This window comes from Paenibacillus sp. FSL P4-0184, from assembly GCF_038004625.1.
GTDB lineage: Bacteria > Bacillota > Bacilli > Paenibacillales > Paenibacillaceae > Paenibacillus_AQ.
On record NZ_JBBORN010000001.1, the window covers coordinates 2,111,654 to 2,133,144 of the forward strand.

The 21,491-nt window shown below is 44.9% G+C and carries 14 protein-coding genes and 2 rRNA genes; 6 read left to right on the forward strand and 10 right to left on the reverse strand.

The window, feature by feature from the left end:
• Positions 1-53 precede the first annotated feature (53 nt).
• The 4 genes from MKY52_RS09105 to gyrA all read right to left on the reverse strand — a co-directional run bounded on the left by MKY52_RS09105 (position 54) and on the right by gyrA (position 9,118).
• Positions 54-2,982, reverse strand: a 23S ribosomal RNA gene (locus tag MKY52_RS09105).
• 242 nt (positions 2,983-3,224) lie between these two features.
• Positions 3,225-4,782: ribosomal RNA gene (locus tag MKY52_RS09110) — 16S ribosomal RNA — on the reverse strand.
• Together the 16S and 23S rRNA genes form the textbook arrangement of a ribosomal RNA operon.
• Positions 4,783-5,211: 429 nt before the next feature.
• Entirely contained in the window at positions 5,212-6,309 is a 1,098-nt protein-coding gene (locus MKY52_RS09115; RefSeq protein WP_341050990.1) for an HD-GYP domain-containing protein, read from the reverse strand.
• A gap of 268 nt (positions 6,310-6,577) precedes the next feature.
• Positions 6,578-9,118 (reverse strand): DNA gyrase subunit A, encoded by a 2,541-nt coding sequence (gene gyrA, locus MKY52_RS09120; RefSeq protein WP_042183783.1) that lies wholly within the window; start codon positions 9,116-9,118, stop codon positions 6,578-6,580.
• A 355-nt stretch (positions 9,119-9,473) separates the two neighbouring features.
• Here gyrA and MKY52_RS09125 point away from each other — a divergent pair, with 355 nt between their 5' ends.
• Positions 9,474-10,349, forward strand: a complete 876-nt coding sequence (locus MKY52_RS09125) for a YheC/YheD family protein (RefSeq protein ID WP_341050991.1) — start codon at positions 9,474-9,476, stop codon at positions 10,347-10,349.
• Positions 10,350-10,529: 180 nt separating this feature from the next.
• On the opposite strand, the gene gyrB is transcribed toward MKY52_RS09125, so the two are convergent.
• From gyrB to dnaA, 6 genes are all read right to left on the reverse strand, one after another.
• Complete coding sequence (gene gyrB, locus MKY52_RS09130) at positions 10,530-12,440, reverse strand: DNA topoisomerase (ATP-hydrolyzing) subunit B (protein ID WP_042183779.1); 1,911 nt, start codon at positions 12,438-12,440, stop codon at positions 10,530-10,532.
• Between the two features lie 47 nt (positions 12,441-12,487).
• The gene (gene remB, locus MKY52_RS09135; protein WP_036677731.1) at positions 12,488-12,736 is read right to left on the reverse strand and encodes an extracellular matrix regulator RemB; all 249 of its coding nucleotides are present in this window, start codon (positions 12,734-12,736) and stop codon (positions 12,488-12,490) included.
• Positions 12,737-12,752: 16 nt separating this feature from the next.
• Complete coding sequence (gene recF / locus MKY52_RS09140; RefSeq protein WP_042123050.1) at positions 12,753-13,871, reverse strand: DNA replication/repair protein RecF; 1,119 nt, start codon at positions 13,869-13,871, stop codon at positions 12,753-12,755.
• A gap of 20 nt (positions 13,872-13,891) precedes the next feature.
• Positions 13,892-14,122, reverse strand: a complete 231-nt coding sequence (gene yaaA, locus MKY52_RS09145; RefSeq protein WP_042123047.1) for a S4 domain-containing protein YaaA — start codon at positions 14,120-14,122, stop codon at positions 13,892-13,894.
• Between the two features lie 48 nt (positions 14,123-14,170).
• A complete protein-coding gene (gene dnaN, locus MKY52_RS09150; protein WP_341050992.1) occupies positions 14,171-15,313 on the reverse strand; it encodes a DNA polymerase III subunit beta in 1,143 nt (380 codons plus the stop codon).
• A 197-nt stretch (positions 15,314-15,510) separates the two neighbouring features.
• Positions 15,511-16,857 carry a chromosomal replication initiator protein DnaA gene (dnaA, locus tag MKY52_RS09155; protein ID WP_042183777.1) on the reverse strand — a complete coding sequence of 449 codons (1,347 nt, stop codon included), beginning with the start codon at positions 16,855-16,857 and terminating at the stop codon, positions 15,511-15,513.
• Positions 16,858-17,530: 673 nt separating this feature from the next.
• Here dnaA and rpmH point away from each other — a divergent pair.
• From rpmH to mnmE, 5 genes are all read left to right on the forward strand, one after another.
• The gene (gene rpmH / locus MKY52_RS09160) at positions 17,531-17,665 is read left to right on the forward strand and encodes a 50S ribosomal protein L34 (RefSeq protein WP_039295761.1); all 135 of its coding nucleotides are present in this window, start codon (positions 17,531-17,533) and stop codon (positions 17,663-17,665) included.
• Between the two features lie 291 nt (positions 17,666-17,956).
• Positions 17,957-18,307 carry a ribonuclease P protein component gene (rnpA, locus tag MKY52_RS09165; protein WP_042193070.1) on the forward strand — a complete coding sequence of 117 codons (351 nt, stop codon included), beginning with the start codon at positions 17,957-17,959 and terminating at the stop codon, positions 18,305-18,307.
• Positions 18,308-18,393: 86 nt separating this feature from the next.
• Positions 18,394-19,260 (forward strand): YidC/Oxa1 family membrane protein insertase, encoded by an 867-nt coding sequence (locus tag MKY52_RS09170; protein ID WP_042193068.1) that lies wholly within the window; start codon positions 18,394-18,396, stop codon positions 19,258-19,260.
• The gene (jag, locus tag MKY52_RS09175; RefSeq protein ID WP_042193066.1) at positions 19,257-19,991 is read left to right on the forward strand and encodes an RNA-binding cell elongation regulator Jag/EloR; all 735 of its coding nucleotides are present in this window, start codon (positions 19,257-19,259) and stop codon (positions 19,989-19,991) included. Before MKY52_RS09170 ends, jag begins: the two co-directional genes overlap by 4 nt.
• A 110-nt stretch (positions 19,992-20,101) precedes the next feature.
• A complete protein-coding gene (mnmE, locus tag MKY52_RS09180) occupies positions 20,102-21,478 on the forward strand; it encodes a tRNA uridine-5-carboxymethylaminomethyl(34) synthesis GTPase MnmE (protein ID WP_341050993.1) in 1,377 nt (458 codons plus the stop codon).
• The last annotated feature ends 13 nt before the right edge of the window (positions 21,479-21,491 follow it).

Consider the following 21,491-nt stretch of genomic DNA (forward strand, 5'->3'; position numbering starts at 1 on the left):
TTACAGGCTTGATGCCTGAAAACTGAATCCGAATTGAATTTGCGTTCTAAGTATAGGATAAGCCCTCGACCGATTAGTATTGGTCAGCTCCATGCATTACTGCACTTCCACCTCCAACCTATCTACCTCGTCGTCTTCAAGGGGTCTTACTAATTGGGAAATCTCATCTTGAGGGGGGCTTCACGCTTAGATGCTTTCAGCGCTTATCCCGTCCGTACGTAGCTACCCAGCCATGCTTCTGGCGAAACAACTGGTGCACCAGCGGTACGTCCATCCCGGTCCTCTCGTACTAAGGACAGCTCCTCTCAAATTTCCTGCGCCCACGACAGATAGGGACCGAACTGTCTCACGACGTTCTGAACCCAGCTCGCGTACCGCTTTAATGGGCGAACAGCCCAACCCTTGGGACCTACTTCAGCCCCAGGATGCGATGAGCCGACATCGAGGTGCCAAACCTCCCCGTCGATGTGGACTCTTGGGGGAGATAAGCCTGTTATCCCCAGGGTAGCTTTTATCCGTTGAGCGATGGCCCTTCCATGCGGTACCACCGGATCACTAAGTCCGACTTTCGTCCCTGCTCGACTTGTAGGTCTCGCAGTCAAGCTCCCTTATGCCTTTGCACTCTTCGAATGATTTCCAACCATTCTGAGGGAACCTTGGAACGCCTCCGTTACTCTTTAGGAGGCGACCGCCCCAGTCAAACTGCCCGCCTGACACGGTCCCCGTACCCGGTAAGGGTACTAGGTTAGAACCTAGATACGATCAGGGTGGTATCCCAACGGCGCCTCCACCGAAGCTTGCGCTCCGATTTCTACGGCTCCCACCTATCCTGTACAGATCGTACCCAAATTCAATATCAAGCTGCAGTAAAGCTCCATGGGGTCTTTCCGTCTTGTCGCGGGTAACCTGCATCTTCACAGGTATTAAAATTTCACCGGATCTCTCGTTGAGACAGCGCCCAAGTCGTTACGCCATTCGTGCGGGTCAGAATTTACCTGACAAGGAATTTCGCTACCTTAGGACCGTTATAGTTACGGCCGCCGTTTACTGGGGCTTCGGTTCATAGCTTCGGGTTACCCCTAACCACTCCCCTTAACCTTCCAGCACCGGGCAGGCGTCAGCCCGTATACTTCGCCTTGCGGCTTCGCACAGACCTGTGTTTTTGCTAAACAGTCGCTTGGGCCTTTTCACTGCGGCCCCCTCGTGCTATTCACACTACCGGGGCACCCCTTCTCCCGAAGTTACGGGGTCATTTTGCCGAGTTCCTTAACGAGAGTTCTTCCGCGCGCCTTAGAATTCTCTTCTCGCCTACCTGTGTCGGTTTGCGGTACGGGCACCTTCTCCTGGCTAGAGGCTTTTCTTGGCAGTGTGAGATCATGACCTTCGCTACTGTAATTTTCGCTCCCCATCACAGCCCAGCCTTAACGATGTGCGGATTTGCCTACACATCAGCCTCACTGCTTAGACGGACATATCCATCAGTCCGCGTCACTACCCTCCTGCGTCACCCCATCGCTCATAGCGGATTACGGTGGTACAGTAATTTCAAACTGTTGTCCTTCGACTACGCCTTTCGGCCTCGCCTTAGGTCCCGACTTACCCTGAGCGGACGAGCCTTCCTCAGGAAACCTTGGGCTTTCGGCGGATCAGATTCTCACTGATCTTTTCGTTACTCATACCGGCATTCTCACTTGTATGCTGTCCAGCGCTCCTTACGGTACACCTTCAACCCACATACAACGCTCCCCTACCCCAGATACATACGTATCTAGCCATAGCTTCGGTGGTGTGTTTAGCCCCGTTACATTTTCGGCGCAGAGTCACTCGACCAGTGAGCTATTACGCACTCTTTCAATGGTGGCTGCTTCTAAGCCAACATCCTGGTTGTCTGTGCAACTCCACATCCTTTCCCACTTAACACACACTTGGGGACCTTAGCTGATGGTCTGGGCTGTTTCCCTTTTGACAATGGATCTTAGCACTCACTGTCTGACTCCCGGCAATAAGTATATGGCATTCGGAGTTTGACTGAGCTTGGTAATCCTTGCGGACCCCGCACCCAATCAGTGCTCTACCTCCACTACTCTTATACCGAGGCTAGCCCTAAAGCTATTTCGGGGAGAACCAGCTATCTCCGAGTTCGATTGGAATTTCTCCGCTACCCCCACCTCATCCCCGCATTTTTCAACATGCGTGGGTTCGGGCCTCCAGTGCGTGTTACCGCACCTTCACCCTGGACAGGGGTAGATCACACGGTTTCGGGTCTACGTCCACATACTCAATCGCCCTATTCAGACTCGCTTTCGCTGCGGCTCCGTCTTCTCGACTTAACCTTGCATGTTAAACGTAACTCGCCGGTTCATTCTACAAAAGGCACGCCATCACCCATAGATAGGGCTCTGACTTTTTGTAAGCACACGGTTTCAGGTTCTATTTCACTCCCCTTCCGGGGTGCTTTTCACCTTTCCCTCACGGTACTGTTTCACTATCGGTCGCCAGGTAGTATTTAGCCTTAGCAGATGGTCCTGCTGGATTCATACGGGGTTTCACGTGCCCCGCACTACTCGGGATCCGTCTCGGAGAGAACACAGTTTAGGTTACAGGGCTTTTACCTCTATCGCGGGCCTTTCCAGACCTCTTCACCTACCATATTCCTTTGTAACTCCATGTGAGACGTCCCACAACCCCTAAGAGCAAGCTCTTAGGTTTAGGCTGTTCCGCGTTCGCTCGCCGCTACTGACGGAATCACTATTGTTTTCTCTTCCTCAGGGTACTTAGATGTTTCAGTTCCCCTGGTCTGCCTCTACATCTCCTATGTGTTCAGAGATGAGTAACTGCGAATTACCACAGCTGGGTTTCCCCATTCGGACACCCCCGGATCAAAGCTTGCTTACAGCTCCCCGAGGCAGTTTCGTTGTTCGCCACGTCCTTCGTCGGCTCCTGGCGCCTAGGCATCCTCCGTGTGCTCTTATTAGCTTAACCTTCGCTCCGATGTTTCGCTTGTTCGCACAATTGAAAATCTTCGCTTCCAGCTAATAACTAACGTACTTGTTTACACAAGTTTTAGCTAAAAGATGTTCTAAAACGCAAATTCGTTTCGGTATCCAGTTTTCAAGGATCAAGTCTTACTGAGAGCTTAAACTCTCAAAACTGAGCAACGAGTGAGTTGTGGAAGCTTAGCTTCCGATTTGAATGTCTTCATTGCAGAAGACGATTCTCCATAGAAAGGAGGTGATCCAGCCGCACCTTCCGATACGGCTACCTTGTTACGACTTCACCCCAATCATCTACCCCACCTTCGGCGGCTGGCTCCCTTGCGGGTTACCCCACCGACTTCGGGTGTTGTAAACTCTCGTGGTGTGACGGGCGGTGTGTACAAGACCCGGGAACGTATTCACCGCGGCATGCTGATCCGCGATTACTAGCAATTCCGACTTCATGCAGGCGAGTTGCAGCCTGCAATCCGAACTGAGACCGGCTTTGATGGGATTGGCTTCACCTCGCGGCTTCGCTTCCCGTTGTACCGGCCATTGTAGTACGTGTGTAGCCCAGGTCATAAGGGGCATGATGATTTGACGTCATCCCCACCTTCCTCCGGTTTGTCACCGGCAGTCACTCTAGAGTGCCCAGCCTTACCTGCTGGCAACTAAAGTTAAGGGTTGCGCTCGTTGCGGGACTTAACCCAACATCTCACGACACGAGCTGACGACAACCATGCACCACCTGTCTCCTCTGTCCCGAAGGCCGCCACTATCTCTAGTGGATTCAGAGGGATGTCAAGACCTGGTAAGGTTCTTCGCGTTGCTTCGAATTAAACCACATACTCCACTGCTTGTGCGGGTCCCCGTCAATTCCTTTGAGTTTCAGTCTTGCGACCGTACTCCCCAGGCGGAGTGCTTACTGTGTTAACTTCGGCACCAAGGGTATCGAAACCCCTAACACCTAGCACTCATCGTTTACGGCGTGGACTACCAGGGTATCTAATCCTGTTTGCTCCCCACGCTTTCGCGCCTCAGCGTCAGTTACAGCCCAGAAAGTCGCCTTCGCCACTGGTGTTCCTCCACATATCTACGCATTTCACCGCTACACGTGGAATTCCACTTTCCTCTTCTGTACTCAAGTCACCCAGTTTCCAGTGCGACCTCAGGTTGAGCCCAAGGTTTAAACACCAGACTTAAATGACCGCCTGCGCGCGCTTTACGCCCAATAATTCCGGACAACGCTTGCCCCCTACGTATTACCGCGGCTGCTGGCACGTAGTTAGCCGGGGCTTTCTTCTCAGGTACCGTCACTCCGGTAGCAGTTACTCTACCGGACGTTCTTCCCTGGCAACAGAGCTTTACGATCCGAAAACCTTCATCACTCACGCGGCGTTGCTCCGTCAGACTTTCGTCCATTGCGGAAGATTCCCTACTGCTGCCTCCCGTAGGAGTCTGGGCCGTGTCTCAGTCCCAGTGTGGCCGTTCACCCTCTCAGGTCGGCTACGCATCGTCGCCTTGGTGGGCCGTTACCCCACCAACTAGCTAATGCGCCGCAGGCCCATCCCTCAGTGACAGATTGCTCCGTCTTTCATTCTTCCTTCAGGAGAAAAAAGAAATTATCCGGTATTAGCTACCGTTTCCGGTAGTTATCCCAGTCTAAGGGGCAGGTTGCCTACGTGTTACTCACCCGTCCGCCGCTAAGTTACTTTGAAAGCAAGCTTTCAAAGTAACTCCGCTCGACTTGCATGTATTAGGCACGCCGCCAGCGTTCGTCCTGAGCCAGGATCAAACTCTCCAATTAGTATTGAAAAGAGCGATATGCTCATTTTGAAACATCTGACGAGAAAATTAATTCTCACGATGAAATTTCAAAAGCGTAAAATACGCTGTGAAACTCATCAGTTTTGGATTTCACTTTCGTGATTTCCTACTCACTCGTTGTTCAGTTTTCAAAGATCAAGTTCTCGTTGGCGCCGTTTAATGTCTCAGCAGCAACTCTTATACTATATCATATTCAGCCGTTTAATGTCAAGCTCTTTTTTAACTTCTTTTTCGAGCTCGGCATGTATGTTTCTCGGCCAGAAATAGAATATATCATGTATAGAGATTCATTGCAACACTTTTTTAATATAATCTATAAATAAGAGACTGTGCTATCAATTACCCTTAATATATTGGTATATACCTGTTAGCACAGTCTCAGTTATGGAGTCTCTTAATACTTCCTTCTCTAAGCAATGATCTCCTGAATATACAATTCTCGCTCCAACATTAGGTTCACAATCGTACCCTCTACCTTAATCATAGGACGTGTTGGATTAGCACGGTCAGTAAATATGATCTCTCCATGACGTCCATCGCTCAGACGTATTCTGGTTCCATTAAACAAATCGGTACTCTTCTGTATAAAGGTCTGTACAACGACTGGGTCGAGCTTACCGAAGCTTTCTGTCATTATCTGCTCTAACACTAAATAAGGAGACTGTGCTTTTCTATAGGCCCTTTCTAGAGTCATTGCATGGAATATATCTGCTACCGCAACTACTTTAGCGTAAAAATGAATCTGGCTACCTTCTAGCTTAAGTGGGTATCCAGACCCGTCAACCTTCTCATGATGCTGCAATGCCGTTAGTCTTACCCCTTCATTAATTGCTGTAACATTACGCAATAATTGATAGCCATATGTAGTATGTCTGCGAACCTCTTCTATTTCAGCACTATTAAGTGACTCCGGCTTATGTAAAAGAGAACTATCTACTTTTGCGTTTCCGATGTCATGTAGCAATCCGGCAAAAGCGATCTGCATCCAATCCTTTTGCGGATACCCGCACCATTGAGCAATCTTATATGATGTTAACGCGGACAGCACGGCATTGTGATAGTTGTAATCCTCGTCTTTTAGCGTACGTGGAGAAAACTTCAACACATGATAATCCTTCAAATGACTAATTAGTAACTCTAATTGACTCCGCAACTCAAAAATAGGAAGTGAGGCTGCCGTTACCGAACGATAGCTGGTCCTAATAAGTGCGATCATTTTTTCATATTCATCATGTAGTGGGGAATTGTTCTTGATCAGCATCGATTCATTTATAATCGCTCCAGCTTTAAGTGCTGTCTGCTTGGCGTTTTTTTTGACAGCATCAGAGTTGGCCTCTCCCTGAACACCTTCGATCTCTACTTGCCCAACCAAAAAAGCTTCTAAAATTTCTAGATCACGGGGGAGTAGTATTTTTCCCTTAGTGAACAAAATCCCCCCCAAAGGTGTAATTACATCTTTGGTTATCTTTGAGCCCGCTTTAACTTCTCCAGCCAATACACTTGGCATATACTCAGCCCCTTAATTTCTATAACAATAAGCTCAGGATTACCGAAATCTAATATGACAGATAATTTCTGAGAAAATAGTACTTTATATACTGATTTATACTCTATCGGCTAATTATAGTACGGATAAAAGGAAGCGACTAGTGAAATGAAAACTATTCTTATAAAAATTCTCATTAAATTTCATTAAATAACTTGCTATTAATTAATCACAGCAAAAAGAGCAAGGGTCTCTGTAATAGAAGCCCTTGCTCTTTATTGAATATAACCTACTCTAAGTTATCTTCTTGATCCTCAGCGATTGTTTCCGGTTGATCAATATCACCAGATTCATCTACTGTTACTTGTTCCTCGAGGCCTTCCATATCTTCAGACAATTCGTCCTCTTCGTTCTTATCTGCTCTGCACAGAGTAGCCACAGCATCATCCTCGCGGATGTTAATTAGCTTAACCCCTTGCGCATAACGACCCATAGTAGAGATTCCATCCATGCTGGTACGAATCAAGGTACCGCTTGTAGTAATGATCATTAAGTCTTCATCGTTCTTAACGACTTTTAGACCAACTACAGGGCCATTCTTCTCAGTGAGATTAATGGTCTTAATTCCTTTACCACCACGAGTCTGGGAACGATAGTCACCGGCTGGTGTCCGTTTACCGTAACCCTTGCTAGTAACAATCAGAACCTCAAGCTCCTTATCGACACAATCCATACCGATGACATGGTCATTACTATCAAGCGTAATGCCCTTCACGCCTGTCGCGCTACGACCCATAGAACGAACATCATTCTCTGAGAACGTAATCGACATTCCGCGAGCTGTACCGATAATAAGATTTTGCTGTCCATCTGTCAGCTTAACCTCAATTAGAGAATCCTCTTCACGAAGGTTAATAGCGATAAGTCCGCCTTTGCGGATGTTATTGTAATCCTCAAGTGGCGTCTTCTTCACGATACCTTCGCGGGTAGCAAAGAACAAGTACTTGTCACTATCGGTCTCTTCCACTTGGATTACGGCACTAATCTTCTCACCTTGTTCAATTTGAATCAGGTTGATGATTGGTGTCCCACGTGCAGTACGTCCCAGCTCTGGGATCTCATAAGCTTTAATCCGGTACACCTTACCCTTATCGGTAAAGAACATCAGATAGTTATGAGAGTTACTCACGAAGAGATGCTCCACAAAGTCCTGATCCTTGGTGTCCATCCCCATGACTCCGCGCCCTCCACGCTTCTGACTGCGGTAGGTGCTGACAGGTAGACGTTTGATGTATCCCGTATGTGTAATAGTGATAACAACCTCTTCACGCGGAATAAGGTCTTCATCCAAGATACTTTCTTCACCAACGGTAATCTCTGTCCGGCGTTCATCAGAATATCTATCACGAATATCCTGCAGCTCGTTACTAATGATTTCCAGTACAAGATGCTCATTCGCCAAAATTTCACGGTACTCTGCAATTTTAGCTAGCAATTCGTTATATTCATTCTCGATCTTTTCTCTTTCCAGACCGGTCAGACGCTGCATCCGCATGTCGAGGATCGCTTGAGCCTGCTCTACACTGAGGCTAAAGGTGCTCATTAATCCCTCGCGGGCTATATCCGTTGTCCGAGAAGCGCGAATTAACGCAATCACTTCATCCAGATGATCCAGCGCAATACGCAGACCTTCTAAGATATGAGCGCGTGCTTCAGCTTTTTTAAGATCAAATATAGTACGACGACGAATAACTTCAATCTGGTGCTGCAAATAATGATAGAGCACATCACGCAGATTAAGAATTTTCGGCTCGTTGTTCACGATGGCCAGCATGTTAATACCAAATGTAGATTGCATAGAAGTATGTTTATATAGATTGTTCAACACAACATTTGGATTCACATCACGTCTCATCTCAACAACTACACGCATACCGTTACGGTCAGACTCATCTCGAAGATCCGTTATACCCTCGATCCGTTTCTCACGCACTAATTCTGCGATTTTCTCAACCAGTCTTGCCTTGTTCACCTGATACGGCAGCTCATGTACAATGATGCGAGCCTTACCGTTATTCTCTTCAATCGTTGCCTTTGCACGCATGGTCACTGAACCACGCCCCGTACGATAAGCCTGACGAATACCCTCACGACCCAAAATATATCCAGCCGTTGGGAAATCTGGGCCTTGGATATACTCCATCAATTCCATAGGGGTGATATCAGGATTCTTAATCATCGCCTGCACACCATCGATAACTTCACCTAGGTTATGCGGTGGAATATTAGTAGCCATACCTACAGCTATACCAGATACCCCATTAACGAGCAGGTTCGGATAGCGAGCTGGTAATACAACTGGCTCATTCTCTTCACCATCATAGTTGGGTGCGAAATCAACTGTTTCTTTGTTCAAATCACGAAGCATTTCGCCTGCAATCTTGGAAAGACGGGCTTCTGTATAACGCATCGCTGCAGCCATATCACCATCAATCGAACCAAAGTTCCCGTGACCGTCCACAAGCATATAGCGCATAGAGAAATCCTGAGCCATCCGTACCATTGTTTCATAGACGGCTGAGTCACCGTGAGGGTGGTACTTACCGATAACCTCACCGACGATTCTTGCCGATTTCTTATGAGGCTTATCCGCAGACATTCCAAGTTCCGACATCGCAAACAAAATGCGTCGGTGAACCGGCTTGAGTCCGTCCCGCACATCTGGCAAAGCCCGGCTAACAATGATGCTCATTGCGTAATCCATAAAGGATTCACGCATTTCCACGCCAATGTCCCGATCTTTGACTTGTGGGTTATTTTGTTCAGCCATGAGTTGCTGGACCTCCTTCAGTTAAAAAACCGCTACCCTTAATTATATTACTTTCACAAAAGTAGCACAATTAAACATGATAGCCTTTTATCTTCTAATATTGATTTCTTTTGCGCTGATTAGGGTATTCGCCCTTTCCGCAAATGTCTTTAGTACATAGACTGTAAAGACAAGAAACACGGTTTTATTATCCTAGTATCGTTCGATAAGGCATAACCCCATATCCTTATATTATACCATTGTTTAGGTAGCTTGTCCTGATTTTCAGCTGCCAAAGATTATGCTTCCACAGCAAGTTTTGTACAAGGGAATTCCAAAGAGCAAATGCTGCACAAAATTGTTAAGGAGGAAGATAATGAAGATTCAACGAGTCCCAAGTAAATGGGCTAAAACAAAAGTTATCCTTCAAAATCAATCTCTATCTCTATATGTGCCTGATACTCGTAAATATGATTTAAATGTTCTTAAAGAAATGCTTGCGTTATATGCCATGGTCTATATAAAACCTGATCGCGGAAGCTTTGGTATTGGTGTAATGAGAGTTGAGCAGCGTACGGTGATTTTAAGTCCTAGCCAGCAGAAGACTGAAATGACTGTCACCGCCAATAACGAGGAGAGAGAACAGCAAGAAGCGCAGGTCCTATATATTTTAAGATATGCAAAGACTGCAGAAGTTTTCTTCTCCCCCGAAGAGCTGCATGAGGCCTTACAGAAACGAATTCAGAACCGTACCTACCTCGTCCAAAAAGGAATTGATCTCCTGCGTCACCAAGATCGTCCCTTCGACCTTCGAGTTCTTGCCCAAAAGTCTCCATCAGGTGCATGGGAAACAACAGGAATGCTCGGAAGAGTAGCTGCCCCTCAGAAAATCGTCACCAATTATCATAGTGGAGGCAGTATTCTGTCAGTAAATACATTATTAAAAAATCATATGAACCCTTCTGAAACACTCTCCACGATTAATCAATTAAAATCTTTAGGGGTACAAATTGCAGGCCAATTGGAAACCACCTATCCAGGAATTAAAGAAATTGGTCTGGATATTGCCATGGATCAGCATATGGATATGTGGCTGCTTGAGGTCAACACGCTTCCATCCATTGTTGTATTCAAGTTATTTCCTGATAAATCTATCTATCGTAGAATACACCGCTATGCTGTAGCATACGGACGTGTAAAAGCTAGAAAATCCCCATATACTACCCGCAATAGGCATTATACTAAAGCCTAAAAATCAGCTCTGAAACCAAAAAAACCTCCAGCATTCTCATTCCGTTAGGAACAGAAGCCGGAGGTTTTATTAAAATATAAGAAAGTATAAGTTTTACACCATACTTTATGTCTTATATTTCTCGCTTAAACGCTTATCGTCCTTATAAGGACGATAAGCGTTTATGCTTGAATGTAATTCTTACACATCAAGGTATCTGACGCTCTTCGCATGCTCATGGATAAAGTCACGTCTTGGTTCAACATTATCGCCCATCAGCGTATCAAAGATACTATCAGCAAGCATCGCATCTTCAATCGTTACTTGTAGCATCATACGAGCCTCAGGATCCATCGTCGTGTCCCACAGCTGGGTAGCATTCATTTCACCCAAACCTTTGTAGCGCTGAACATTGACCTTAACATTCTCTCCAAAAGAGGCGATAATCTCATCGCGTTCCTTCTCGCTACCTGCATAACGGATCACTTTGTTGCGTTCTATCTTGAACAATGGCGGTTGTGCGATATAGATATAACCTGCATCTACTAGCTTCCGCATGTAACGGTAGAAGAATGTTAACAACAGAGTTCTAATATGAGCTCCATCGACGTCGGCATCCGTCATAATAACGACTTTATGGTAACGAGCCTTCGATAAGTCAAAATCATCACTGATTCCTGTACCAAGAGCAGTAATAATAGCCCGGATCTCAGCGTTGGATAAAATACGGTCTAAGCGTGCCTTTTCTACGTTTAGAATCTTACCACGCAGCGGTAAAATCGCTTGAAAATGACGATCCCGGCCCTGCTTGGCCGATCCACCCGCAGAGTCACCTTCGACGATATACAGTTCGCTGATAGACGCATCCTTGGATGAACAGTCCGCAAGTTTACCAGGTAGTGCACTGACTTCAAGCGCACTCTTACGGCGGGTTAACTCACGAGCTTTACGAGCAGCTTCACGTGCACGTGAAGCTGAAAGCGACTTCTCAAGGACACGGCGTGATACTGCCGGATTCTCTTCCAGGAATTCCTGCAATTTCTCTCCGAACAGTGATTCTACTATTCCACGGACTTCACTATTTCCGAGCTTAGTCTTCGTTTGACCTTCGAACTGAGGCTCTGGAATTTTGACAGAAATAATGGCTGTCAATCCTTCACGCACGTCGTCGCCAGTCAGATTTGAATTACCATCCTTCAGCACACCCGCTTTACGGGCGTAATCGTTGATAATACGTGTTAAAGCACTTTTGAAGCCGGATTCATGCGTTCCGCCCTCATGGGTATTAATATTATTCGCAAAAGAGTAGATGTTCTCTGTATACGAATCATTATATTGGAGAGCTACTTCAACCTGAATCATATCCCGTGAGCCTTCCACGTAGATTGGTTCCTCGTGCAGCGCTTCTTTTTTCTCATTCAGATATTTCACATATTCAACGATACCACCCTCATATTTGAACACGTTGGTGACATCGGTCCGCTCATCATGCAGTGAAAGCTCAATTCCTTTGTTAAGAAAAGCTAGCTCCCGAATACGAGTAAGCAGTGTCGCATATTCAAAGACCGTGGTTTCAGTAAAGATTTCAGGGTCCGGATGAAAAGTTGTAGTCGTACCTGTCTCTTCCGTATCTCCAACAACTTTGATCTCATACTGTGGTGCACCACGTCTGTATTCCTGCTGATAAATATGCCCATCACGCTTAACATTAACAACAACCTTCTCAGACAAGGCATTTACTACGGAGATACCCACACCGTGTAAGCCGCCTGATACTTTATATCCGCCGCCGCCGAATTTACCGCCTGCATGCAGTACTGTCATTACAACTTCAAGCGTCGACTTTTTAAGTTTTTCATTTTCACCTACAGGTATGCCACGTCCATTATCGATAACAGTAATCCCGTTATCCTCATGAATAATCACTTGAATCCGGTCACAATAACCTGCTAGGGCTTCATCGATACTATTATCTACGACCTCCCACACCAAGTGATGGAGACCTTTAGAACTAGTGGAACCAATATACATGCCCGGACGTTTCCGGACAGCTTCTAGCCCTTCCAGTACCTGAATCTGGCTCTCATCATATGTCGGTTGATTCATTGACATGCCTTCACCTACTTCTTTCAGATTATCTCTTTGTTACTAAACGCAAGTTATATTTCGAGCAAAATTTTGGCTCTTTTTTTGAGAGTGGAGGAGGAAATGGGGGAGTAATACACGATATTTTTAGTTACGACAATAGATTTTGCTTCCTCTTCACCAATCCGCTCAAGCTTCTTGTCCTGCTCAGAGTGAATGACGAATTGCTTAGACACCTTGGAAGATTTCTCAATCGAAATATCAAATATTGCAATTAACTCCGAAGAGCGAATAATCTTCTCCCCGCCCAAATGAATATACATGATCTTCCTCCGCTCTTTATAACTCCACTTTTCCATCATGAACATGATATAGGCTGGCGCCCTTTAATTTATCGGCATTCAGACCCTCAATCCCGGTAGCGGTAATGAATGTCTGTACCTTGCTTTGAAAGGTTTCAATAAGCTGGGTCTGTCGGTAAGGATCAAGCTCGGATAAAACATCATCAAGAAGCAGCACAGGATATTCTCCGATTTCTTCATGGATCAGCTCGATTTCCGCCAGCTTGAGCGATAAAGCCGTTGTACGCTGCTGTCCCTGAGAACCGTAGACCTGAGCTTCCCTTCCGTTGATAAAAAAGGACAGGTCATCCCGATGGGGACCCGTCAGCGTCATGCCGCGCCTGATTTCTTGTTCTCTCGTTTGTGATAACTTTAACATAAAATTGTCTAATAAGACAGCTTCATCTTCCTCATCCCGATCGCCGAAAGAGGGGACATAGAGCAATTTCAGTTCTTCTCCGCCGTTCGTAATCCCCCGGTGTATGCTTTCAGCCCATATTTGCAGCTTCTTTATGAATTGTTTCCTTTTTTTTACGATTTTAACACCGTGCTCCACAAGTTGAGCATCCCAGATTTCCAAAAGGTCTTTTCCCGCTGCCTCTTTCCCCCACAACTGCTTCAGCAAATTGCCCCTTTGTAAGAGAATCTTTTGATACTGCTGGAGGTGAAATAGATAACTGGGCTGGACTTGGCCAATCTCCATATCGAGAAAACGCCGTCTGATGCCAGGTGTGCCTTTCACTATCTCTAAATCTTCCGGTGCAAACATGACCACATTGAGTGATCCCACAAACTCACTAAGACGTCGTTGTTCTAGACCGTTAATCTTAGCTTTTTTACCTTTGGCAGATAGGGTGAGCTCTAGCTTGAGATCGCCGTACTTACGTTCTACCTCGGCAATGATCTGAGCAGCGTCTCCAGGGGCATCGAATGAGATAAGTTCGCGATCCTTCGAGGTGCGGTGGCTTTTGGTCATCGCCAGGACGAACAATGCCTCCATGAGGTTTGTTTTGCCTTGGGCGTTCTGACCCAGAATCAGATTCACATCGCCCAAGCTCTCCAGACGCAGCAGCCCGTAATTCCGATAATGCTGCAGACCGATATTTTTAACAAACACGAAATGGTTCCTCCCCTAGCCTACTCCTCTTTGACTCCTCCGCCTTCAACCTGAAATGTGCCGTTATCCTGCACTTCAATTTGATCACCCGGATAAAGTTTTCTTCCGCGCCGTTCCTCTACTTCTCCGTTAACAAGTACATGTCCTTCTTGCAGCAAAGCTTTAGCCATTCCACCTGTGGATACACAATCAGAAAGTTTCAGGAATTGATCCAGCTTAATATATCCACTGTGGATAAGTATTTTTTTCATGGTTTTTATCCTTTCAGCCACTTATCCACATGTTCATGAATGTTGGCATTAATTTGTTGTACGGTAAGGCAAAATAATATACAAGCTATTGGTTTGATCGAGCGGCTTCAAAATGATCGGACTCATCATTCCTGTAAATGCTATTACAAGCTGCTCACTCTCAATAACTTTTAGGACATCGAGCATATATTTGGAGTTGAAAGATATTTTGAGCGGTTCACCTTTGAAATCAATGACTTCAAGTTCTTCACGAACTTTACCAAGCTCAGAAGAGCTAGAAGAAATTTCAATACCACCTTGCTCGAGCGTCTGCATGCGCACAATATTGGTTTTTTCTTCGCGGGACAGCAAATAAGCGCGATCAATCGATTCGCTTAATTTTTTTGTGTCCAAAGTTAGTTCTGTTTTGTAGGTTGTTGGAATAATTCTAGAAGTATCCGGATAAATTCCATCAAGGATCCGTGAATAGAACAGTACTTTGTCGATTTTAAAGAGAACTTGATTGTCCGCAACCACAATATCAACGAGCATATTTTGATCAGGAATAATTTTGCTTAGCTCATTAAGGGTTTTACCGGCGATTACGATATTTGCAAATTGGACATTCTCCGTACCTTCTAGTCTTGCTGCTCTTGTAGCTAAGCGGTGACGGTCTGTCGCTGTAAACTTAAACTCATTATCAGCCAGATTCCACAGTATACCTGTTAAAATCGGAGTTGTCTCTTGGGTAGAAATAGAAAAAGCGGTTTGTTTAATCATATTTTTCAGCAAATCACCTGGCAGGGAGATAGTATCGTTCTCCTCAATACTCGGTAGCACCGGGAATTCTTCAGGGTCTAAACCTACGATCTGAATCTCAGTGGATCCAGAAGAAATATACGTTTGGAATCCTTCTTTAACTTCCATGTGAATCTCTTTGGAGGGCAGCTTCTTAATAATTTCGACGAAAAATTTAGCGGGAAGAACAACACTTCCTGGCTGATCTATCTTCACGATCGTATGGCTGTCATTCTCTGCTGGAATAAACGATTGAATCGAAATATCGGTGTCGCTTGCAGTTAATGTGACGCCTTGATGGCTAACTTCCACCTTAATACCGGTCAGAATAGGGATGGTTGTTCTACTGGAGATAGCTTTGGATACGTGTTGAATGGATTCGTTGAGTTCATTTTTAAGAATGCTTATTTTCATGATTTCACTCCTAGCTGAAAAATTGGGAATTTCGTTGTATTGGTATCTCTTTATTACGCGTCTTTACATGATGAATTATTATAGTTATTTAATAGTATTAGTAGTAGGGGCGTCTAATATGTGGATAACCCTATCAAATAGCATAAAATTAAGCCTACCCACATGTGTATAGATTGTGTATAGGCTCTTTGTTCCTCTTAGGAAGGATTTTTAATTTTCTCCGCAAGATTATTTACCACTTTGTACAACTCCTGATCGACCTTTAATGACTGTGTAATTTTGTCATGCGCATGAATTACGGTCGTATGGTCACGTCCTCCGAATGCCTCACCAATCTTAGGGAGCGAATAATCGGTTAGTTCACGGGAGAGATACATTGCGATTTGACGTGGAAAAGCTACGGCTTTCGTACGTTTTCGCGCTTTGAAGTCTTCAAGGCGTAAATTGTAGTATTCACCGACTTTTTGCTGAATATCAGCGATGGTAATCATCTTAGGCCGGCTGGAAGGAATAATATCCTTGAGTGCTTCAGCTGCCAAATGAGTAGTTACATCCTGGTTAGTTAGCGAAGAGTAAGCAACAACCCGGATTAATGCACCCTCCAGCTCACGAATATTGGTGTCAATCTGGTTAGCAATATACATCATGGCCTCATTAGGGATATCAAGGTTCTCTGCCTTCGCCTTTTTGCGCAAAATCGCAATTCGGGTTTCTAGATCGGGTGGTTGAATATCCGTAATCAAGCCCCACTCGAACCGGGAACGTAGCCGTTCTTCCAGTGTGGGAATTTCCTTTGGCGGTCGGTCGCTGGAGATGATAATTTGCTTGCGTTCTTCGTGGAGCGCATTGAACGTATGAAAAAACTCCTCCTGCGTGGACTCTTTTCCAGCGAGGAATTGAATATCGTCAATAAGCAAAATGTCAACGTTACGATACTTATTGCGGAAGCTTTCACCGCGGTTATCACGAATTGAATTGATAAATTCATTCGTGAATTTCTCTGATGAGATGTAAATAACCTTGTTATTCGGGTTATGTTCTAGAACATAGTGCCCAATGGCATGCATTAAATGGGTTTTGCCCAGACCTACACCACCATATAAAAACAAGGGATTGTATGCTTTGGCCGGCGCTTCGGCTACTGCCAGTGAGGCTGCATGCGCAAAACGGTTGCCGGAGCCGATTACAAAAGTGTCAAAAGTGTACTTGGGATTGAGTAGATGCGTTTGCGCTTCTTCTCGTGATACTACGGGAGTGGGAGCGGATTGTTGAACTACAAGCTCAGGCGGCTTGCTTTCTTCAATCACGAATTTTACATCCACTTGTTTCCCAGTGACTTCGTAGACCGTTGCTCCTACTAGTTTGGTGTAGCGACTTTCCAGCCATTCTACTGCGAACGTTGTAGGTGCCGAGATAATGAGAACCTGGGAGTTGAAGGTTATCGCTTTAGTAGCCTTAAACCAGGTATCAAAGCTCGGCTTGCTTAATTTGGTTTGAATAATCGATAAAATTTGCTGCCATAATTCGGAAGTATGGCTGTCCACAGACTGTCACTCCTTTAAATCTTCCAAATGTGGCATCAGCCATGAAGTGGAAATGTCGAAGAAAATAGGTTGGTGCTGATATTTATCCCCAGTAGGCAATATGAAGAGACAAAAAAATATGGATAAATTTGATTTGTTCACAACTTTATCCACAGCTTGTTGATAATTAAGAGAACAAACAAATCTATTCACATTCAAAAGTAATACCATCATAGCAAAACGCCCCTTATTTTTCAATGAGCAGGGCTATTTTATCCACAAATTCAAGCACTTGTGTACAATTATTAGGAACACCACTACATATTGTTGATAATTTGTTTACGGTTCGACACTTTACGCCAAAGCTTCGATAATTTTATACACAGGTTGTGCTCATCTGTGAGTAGTCGACTTTATTTTTTGATCACAGGTGGATAACTGTCATATCTTGTGGATTACTTTTTTTCTAATGGGAGTTGTGGATAAGCGGCTTGAATTAGAGGGAGGGTCTGGAGCCAGCAGTAGGTTGACTTTTGCGCATAAAATATGTTTAAATATATAAAGGTGTTTTCTGTAAGGATATGTCTCGATAATTAAATGATGATTCATGTAGATACTGTCCCTACTATAAGGACGGCTTAGACCGTTTCTGCTTATATGACAGTAATTAAGTTCCTGTAAGGGAGGTGCAATTATGAGACCGACATTTAGACCAAATGTGAGCAAACGCAAGAAGGTTCACGGTTTCCGTAAAAGAATGAGCACGAAAAACGGCCGTAAAGTGCTGGCAGCTCGCCGCTTGAAAGGCAGAAAAGTTTTGAGTGCGTAAGTTAGGCCACTAAGGGACCACTCCGGTGGTCTTTTTTTACTGCTTTTTATTATTATTTGCTCTGCAAACGACTAGGATCTCGCTTAATGCGCTAGCTACACTTTGCGGGGCTATTTAACGTATATACAGAATTATTTTGTGAGAAGTTGAGAATATTTTTCTTTCTATAATATAGAAGGGAAATTTCAGCGTTGTAGTCGCGGTCGTTTATGGCGACATCCAAATGACTATACTATTAGAAGAAAAAAATTCGGAACGATACTTTTAACCGGATTTATGAAGGAGATTCCCGTGCACAAAAAGTTACGATTACGAAACCGTGCCGACTTCAGTCGTGTATATCGCCATGGGAAGTCATTTGCGAATCATCAATTTGTAGTGTATTGGTTTAGCAAAAAAGAGGTAGAGCGATTTAGAGTTGGGGTATCGGTCAGTAAAAAGGTTGGAAACGCGGTTGTCCGTAACCGAATGAGAAGATTGGTGAAGGAAATCGTTCGTCATCATGAGCCTGAAATTGCAGGTGGACTCGATATGGTGTTTATCGTAAGAAAAGGAGCGCTTTCCATGGAATACGCAGAGCTCGAAAAAAGCGTGCTGCATGTACTGCGCAAAGCCAAGCTACTCAAGGCTTCCCGCAAATAAAGGACGCATAAGAGGCTTGTTTATTTGTATTCATAATTATGGTATGATTTACGGTGGAATGGAATGTTCAAGAGAGGGGTTTTGAAGTGTCTCTAATGAAGACTAGACGGGGAAAATGGTTTCTCCTCATCACAGTGATGGTGTTGTCGTTAGCTGTTCTGTCGGGATGCGCTCCGTCAGCTGCTGTTACGCACACTACGGAGGATTTAAAGAATGGAGGCTTCTGGCAAAGTAATGTTGTGTATTATTTCGCCATTGCCTTGGACAAGTTTGCTGATTGGTTTAACGGAGAATATGGTTTAGCCGTACTTGTGATGGTTATTATTGTCCGCACGTTGATTCTTCCGCTTACGATTAAACAGGTGAAGAGCTCGCGGGCAATGCAAGCCATTCAACCGGAACTCCAAAAGATCCAGAAAAAATATAAAGACACACCTGAAAAGGTGCAGCAAGAAACGATGCGTTTGTTCCAAGAGAATAAGGTTAATCCAATGGCGGGTTGTTTACCGCTGATCGTACAAATGCCTATCTTTATCGCTCTCTACAACTCGATCTACTATAATCCACATCTACGGGAGCACTCCTTCTTATGGCTGGAGCTAGGTAAGCCGGATCATCTGTTTATCTTACCAGTGCTTGCAGCATTAACAACATTTATACAAACTAGAATGATGACTAAAATGAACCCGATGCAACAACAAGGGCCGATGCAGTTCATGATGATGATCTATCCAGTTCTGATTTTCGTTATGTCCTACAACTTCCCAGCAGCATTGCCGCTATACTGGGTTTACAGTAACATTTACACTATTGTTCAGAACTATTTCTTATATCGCAACAACGATAAACATAAATTGGCAATCGCAAGTGCTGTGAAAAGTACAGATGACTCAACTGCTGTGAAGAGCAAAGGCGGCAGTAAAGCATCGAAGGGAGCCAAAAAGTCAAAATGAGCAAAGTCGTCGCAACAGGGAAAACCATTGAAGAAGCTGTAGAACGGGGACTAACCCAGCTTGGAGTTCAAAAGGACCGGGTAACGGTCAACGTACTTGAGCAGCCATCAAGAGGATTCCTGGGATTGATCGGTGCGAAAGGTGCCAAGGTTGAGTTAACCTTGATAGCCGAAGCCGCACCGGCATCAGCGGCGAGTGCTCCGTCACTGCCTCAGCAGTCAACAAGAGAGAGCAAACAGGAGGCTAACGGCGGTGTGCCACGCCAAGATTCCGGACAACCGGTGGAGGAAGCTTACCAAGAAGCCGTTCATTTCATTGTGGATGTCGCTAAGAGCATGGGGCTCGAAGTGGAAGTCGAAATCGTCCACACTAAGGAATCCACGATTCTGCAGATATCAGGTCCAGATTTGGGACTGTTGATTGGTAGAAGAGGACAAACTCTCGATGCTCTGCAGTATTTGGCTAATATCGTAGCTAATCGTTACTCCGACAGTTTTATACGGCTTGTGCTAGATGCGGAGAACTTCCGTGAGCGGCGTAAAAAAACTCTCGAAGAGCTGGCTGATCGTTTAGCAAGTCGTGTCATTCGGACTCGTAAAGAGGTAGTACTGGAACCGATGTCGCCTCAGGAGCGGAAAATTATTCACTCCAGATTACAGGATCATCGGCAAGTGAATACCCTTAGTAAGGGCGAAGAGCCAAATCGCCGCGTCGTTATAACTTTGAAGTAAAGACTATATGATGCAATGACTCCTTGACCAATGTAAGGGGTCATTGCTTTTTTAACAATATAAGACCGTTTATGATCAAAAAAAATATAGGTTTTGGGGTGAAAAACAGCATGCTTAGTGACACCATTGCTGCCGTATCGACGGCATTAGGCGAGGGAGGAATTGCTATTATTCGGGTAAGTGGCCCTCAGGCTATTTCCCAAGTGGCGCCTTTGTTTCGTAGCCGAGTTCCGTTAACTGAAGCGGAATCGCATACCGTTCATTATGGGCATATCGTTAGTCCGGATAACGGAGAGAAGATGGAAGAAGTACTTGTAACCGTAATGAAAGGCCCACGTTCTTTTACGACCGAGGATGTAGTAGAGATCAGTGCTCATGGTGGTGTAATTTCTGTAAGAAGGGTGATGGATTTACTTCTTCAGCAGGAGATAAGGTTAGCCGAGCCGGGTGAGTTCACCAAGCGTGCTTTCTTGGGCGGACGTATTGATTTATCACAGGCTGAGGCGGTTATTGATCTCATTCGCTCGAAGTCGGATCGTGCGTTTTCTGTGGCTTTAAAGCAGGTCAGTGGATCCTTGTCGGATCGAATTCATGCTTTGCGCCATACACTTATTGAGATGCTGGCTCATATCGAAGTGAATATAGATTATCCAGAGCATGATGTAGAATCCATGACAGCTGAATTTATTAAAGATAAAAGCAGTGAAGTGATGGAAGGAATCACAAAGCTTCTTAAGACTTCTAATGAAGGAAAAATTCTTCGTGAGGGGATAACGACAGCTATAGTTGGTCGCCCCAATGTTGGTAAATCTTCTTTATTAAACGCGTTAGCACGTGATAACAAAGCGATAGTAACAGATATTCCTGGAACAACACGTGATGTCATCGAAGAATATATAACGATAAACAACATTCCGCTTAAGCTGCTTGATACGGCGGGAATTCGTGAAACGATGGATGTAGTGGAGAAGATTGGCGTAGAACGTTCCAAGGCGGCAGTTAGTGATGCGGATCTGATTCTACTTGTGCTAAATGCTAACGAAGAGCTGCATGAGGACGAATTGGCATTGATGGAACAAATCCACGGTAGACAATGCCTAGTGATCATGAATAAAATGGACTTACCGGCCAAACTGGATAAGGATAAGTTGCTCTCGTTCTTTGAGGAGTCCAACATCGTACCGATGTCTGTTCTGGAAGAGGAAGGTCTAGACAAACTTGAAGATGCCATTTCGACACTCTTTTTTGGTGGAAAGCTGGAATCGGGTGACTTGACATATGTAAGTAATGTGAGACATATTGCACTGCTTAAAAAAGCCTATAAATCACTACAGGATGCATACGATGCGGCCGAACAGTATATTCCAATTGATATGATTCAAATCGATGTACGGCTAGCATGGGAACAACTCGGTGAAATTATTGGCGATACGGCAGCGGACTCGTTGTTAGATCAAATATTCTCACAATTTTGTTTAGGAAAATAGGTTTTACATTTTA

Bases quoted from the DNA above. Each gene is read 5' to 3' on its own strand.
- gyrA (WP_042183783.1), bottom strand. From the start codon at position 9,118: ATGGCTGAACAAAATAACCCACAAGTCAAAGATCGGGACATTGGCGTG.
- yaaA (WP_042123047.1), bottom strand. From the start codon at position 14,122: ATGAAAAAAATACTTATCCACAGTGGATATATTAAGCTGGATCAATTC.
- jag (WP_042193066.1), top strand. From the start codon at position 19,257: ATGAGCAAAGTCGTCGCAACAGGGAAAACCATTGAAGAAGCTGTAGAA.
- dnaN (WP_341050992.1), bottom strand. From the start codon at position 15,313: ATGAAAATAAGCATTCTTAAAAATGAACTCAACGAATCCATTCAACAC.
- MKY52_RS09125 (WP_341050991.1), top strand. From the start codon at position 9,474: ATGAAGATTCAACGAGTCCCAAGTAAATGGGCTAAAACAAAAGTTATC.
- remB (WP_036677731.1), bottom strand. From the start codon at position 12,736: ATGTATATTCATTTGGGCGGGGAGAAGATTATTCGCTCTTCGGAGTTA.
- MKY52_RS09115 (WP_341050990.1), bottom strand. From the start codon at position 6,309: ATGCCAAGTGTATTGGCTGGAGAAGTTAAAGCGGGCTCAAAGATAACC.
- mnmE (WP_341050993.1), top strand. From the start codon at position 20,102: ATGCTTAGTGACACCATTGCTGCCGTATCGACGGCATTAGGCGAGGGA.
- gyrB (WP_042183779.1), bottom strand. From the start codon at position 12,440: ATGTCAATGAATCAACCGACATATGATGAGAGCCAGATTCAGGTACTG.
- rpmH (WP_039295761.1), top strand. From the start codon at position 17,531: ATGAGACCGACATTTAGACCAAATGTGAGCAAACGCAAGAAGGTTCAC.